The 3,601-nt window shown below is 66.1% G+C and carries 2 protein-coding genes; both read right to left on the reverse strand.

From position 1 onward, the window contains the following. Window positions 1-1,661 (reverse strand): condensation domain-containing protein (locus QCM77_RS45380; RefSeq protein ID WP_280097071.1); only part of this gene is annotated, 1,661 nt, incomplete at its 3' end. After that, window positions 1,658-3,601 (reverse strand): amino acid adenylation domain-containing protein (locus tag QCM77_RS45385; protein ID WP_280097072.1); only part of this gene is annotated, 1,944 nt, incomplete at its 5' end. The genes QCM77_RS45385 and QCM77_RS45380, both read right to left, overlap by 4 nt.

Below are 3,601 nucleotides of genomic sequence, written 5' to 3' on the forward strand. Positions count from 1 at the left end.
TCCGGCTTGACCCCGAGCCCGACCAGATGATGCGCGAGGCGGTTCGCCCGTGCATTGAGCTCGCCATAGCTCACGCGCTCGCCCTCGCAGACCACCGCCACCGCGTCCGGCGCACGGCGCACCTGCGTCTCGAACAGCTCATGGATGCACTGCTCCGCCGGATAGGGCGCCGCCGTCCGGTTCAACTCCTCCAGCAGGTAGGCGCGCTCAGCGGGCGACAGCAGCTCAATCCGCCCGACCGGTTGCCGCGCATCGGCAACCATCGCCCGCAGCAGCGCCAGCAGATAGCCACGCTGCCGCTCGATCGTCGTCGGATCAAACAGCGCTGTGGCATAACCCAGCGTTCCCGCAATCACCTCGCCGCGCTCGCCGAGGTTCAGCTCCAGATCGAACTTGACCTGATCGTAGCCCTGCCCCGCCGCCTCGACGCGCAGCCCGGCAAGGTCGAACGACTCGACGGCGTCGTGTTGCCAGGCCAACATCACCTGGAACAGCGGCGTGTGATCAAGATGCCGGGGCGGCTGCACGATCTCGACCACCTGCTCAAACGGCAGGTCCTGATGCTCCTGCGCAGCCAGCGCCGTGCGCCGCGTCCGTTCCAGAAGCTGCGACACGCTCGGCGCGCCCGACAGGTCGAGGCGAAGCGCCAGGGTGTTGACGAAGAAGCCGATCAACTCTTCGATCTCGCGCCGGCCGCGATTGGCGCTCGGCACCCCGATCACAAGGTCGTCCTGTCCTGACAGACGCGCCAGCACCGCCGCCCACGCCGCCAGCACCGTCATGAACAACGTCGTGCCATGTTGCCGGCTCAGCTGCTTCAGCCCCCGCGTCAGATCCGCATCGATGACGACAGGCACACTGGCCCCGGCAAACGACTGTTGCGCCGGCCGCGGCCGGTCCGTCGGCAAGTCCAGACGGGCTGGGGCGCCAGATAGATTATTGCGCCAATAATGCGCCTGGCTCTGCAGCCGCTCGCCCGAGAGCCACTGCCGCTGCCAGGCGGCATAATCCGGATACTGGATCGCAAGCGGCGGCAGCGGATCGTCTTCTCCGGACACGAACGCCCGGTACAGCTGACTGAGTTCACGCACCAGCACGCCCAGCGACCAGCCGTCCGAGACGATGTGATGCTGGGTCAGCAGGAAGACGTGTTCCTCATCCGACAGCCGGATCAGCCGGCCGCGGATCAGCGGGCCATGCGCCAGATCGAACGGTCTGCGCGCCTCTTGCTGGCACAGCTCCGCAAGCGCGGCGTCCGCATCTACCCTGTCCTGCAGATCGTGCTCCACCACCGGCAGCCCCGAATCCGGCGGCAGAACCTCAACCCGGGGTGTGCCCTGCGGTGCGACAAAGACACTGCGCAGCGCCTCATGACGCGCAAACAAGCGGTCAAGGCTGCGCTGCCAGGCGCTGCGGTCGAGCGCACCACGCAGCCGCAAGGCCAGCGGGATGTGATAGTTCGTGCTGCCCTCGTCCAGCTGAGCCAAAAACCATAGCCGCTGCTGCGCAAAAGACGGTGCACGAGCGCTTTCGCGTCCAACTGCTGGGATCGACGGAGCTTTTCGGCCGCCACAGCGGTTTCTCTCCTTGGCGAGTGCAAGGAGCTTCGCTAAGCCTTCCGCATCCAGCTTCTCCAAGTCGGTCCTAACGACATCCGTCATTTCTCGGCACCCAGAGAGACCAGCTTCTGAAGCTCGTCGCGATCAAATTCACGTTCGAGCAAAGTAATGGAAGTCTCGCGAGCGAGGTCCGCCAGCACCGGTTTGGCAAACAGCGTCATCAGCGGGAGTGCGACACCCAAAGCCTGCGAGACCCGGCTCAACAGCCGCACGGCAAGAAGCGAGTGGCCGCCCAGTTCGAAGAAGTTGTCGTGCCGCCCGACCCGCGCCAGACCGAGAAGCTCCGCCCAGATCGTCGCCAGCGCGGTCTCGGTCTCGCCCCGCGGCGGCTCATAGGCCGCGCGCGCATAGGCCGCATCCTCAGGCATCGGCAGCGCGTTGCGGTCGAGCTTGCCGTTTGCCGTCAGCGGCAGCGCTGCCAGCCGCACAAATGCAGCCGGCACCATGTAGTCGGGCAGCCGCGCACTCACATGCGCGCGCAACGTGCCGGCAAGCTCGGCTCCATCCAGCGCATCCGATCCAGCCTCCAGCGCACACACCACATAGCCGACAAGACGCTGCTCGCCGGTGCGATCCTGTTGCGCCACCACCACCGCATCGCGCACGAACGGATGTTCGACGAGCCGTGCCGCGATCTCGCCCGGCTCGATCCGGAAGCCGCGGATCTTTACCTGCTCGTCGTTGCGGCCCAAAAACGCCAGATTGCCGTCCGGCAGATAGCGCGCCAGGTCGCCGGTCCGGTACAGCCGGTCGCCTTCCACAAAGGGACTGGCGATGAACCGCTCCGCCGTCAGCTCGGGCCGGTTCAGATAGCCGCGCGCGACCCCGGCCCCGCCAATGTAAAGCTCCCCGACCGCCCCAAACGGAACGGGCTCAGCATGACCGTCCAGCAGATACACCCGCGTGTTCGCGATCGGTCGGCCGATCGGGACAATGGCTCCATCAAACTCCTCGGGGCAGCTCCATGCCGTCACGTCGATCGCAGCTTCGGTCGGACCGTAGAGATTGTGCAGGCCGGTCCAAGGCAATACGCGCCGAACCTTATGCACACTGGCGGCAGCAAGCGCCTCGCCGCTGCACACAAGACGCCGCAGCGATCTGCAGTGCTCAACTCCCTTCGCATCCAAGAAGCTGACTAGCATGGACGGCACGAAGTGGACCGTCGTGATGCGCTGGGTGATGATCAAGTCGACCAATGCATCGGGATCTTTGTGCGCATCCGGAGGCGCCAGCGCCAGCCTTGCGCCTTGAAGCAGGGTCCAGAAGAACTCCCAGGCCGAGACGTCGAAGCCAAACGGCGTCTTCTGCAACACGACATCCGTTGCCTTGAGAGCATAGGCGTTTTGCATCCAGATCAGGCGGTTGATGATGGCGCGGTGCTCGCTCTGTGCTCCCTTTGGCGTACCGGTTGATCCTGAGGTGTAGATCACATAGGCGAGATGGCGCGAGGTCAGGCCGAGGGCGCGTGGGTCCGGATTGGATTCCGGCAGGTTCGCCCAGGCCGGCGTCGCCGTCGCCAGATCGATCACCGTCAGATCGAGGAGCGCATCACAGCCCAGCGCGGCACGCCCCGCCGCATCGGCCAGCAGCAGTCGCGGCGCCGCATCGTTGAGGAGCTGCCGCAGCCGTGCGGACGGATAGGCCGGGTCCAGCGGCAGATACGCCCCGCCGGCCTTGAGGACCGCTAAAAGCCCCACCACCATCGCCACGCTGCGCTCAAGGCAGATCGCCACCGGCTGATCCGGCTTGACCCCGAGCCCGACCAGATGATGCGCGAGGCGGTTCGCCCGTGCATTGAGCTCGCCATAGCTCACGCGCTCGCCCTCGCAGACCACCGCCACCGCGTCCGGCGCACGGCGCACCTGCGCCTCGAACAGCTCATGGATGCACTGCTCCGCCGGATAGGGCGCCGCCGTCCGGTTCAACTCCTCCAGCAGATAGGTGCGTTCGTCGGCCGGCAGCATGTCGAGCTCGCGCACCGG

It is taken from the genome of Bradyrhizobium nivariense (assembly GCF_029846695.2).
GTDB lineage: Bacteria > Pseudomonadota > Alphaproteobacteria > Rhizobiales > Xanthobacteraceae > Bradyrhizobium.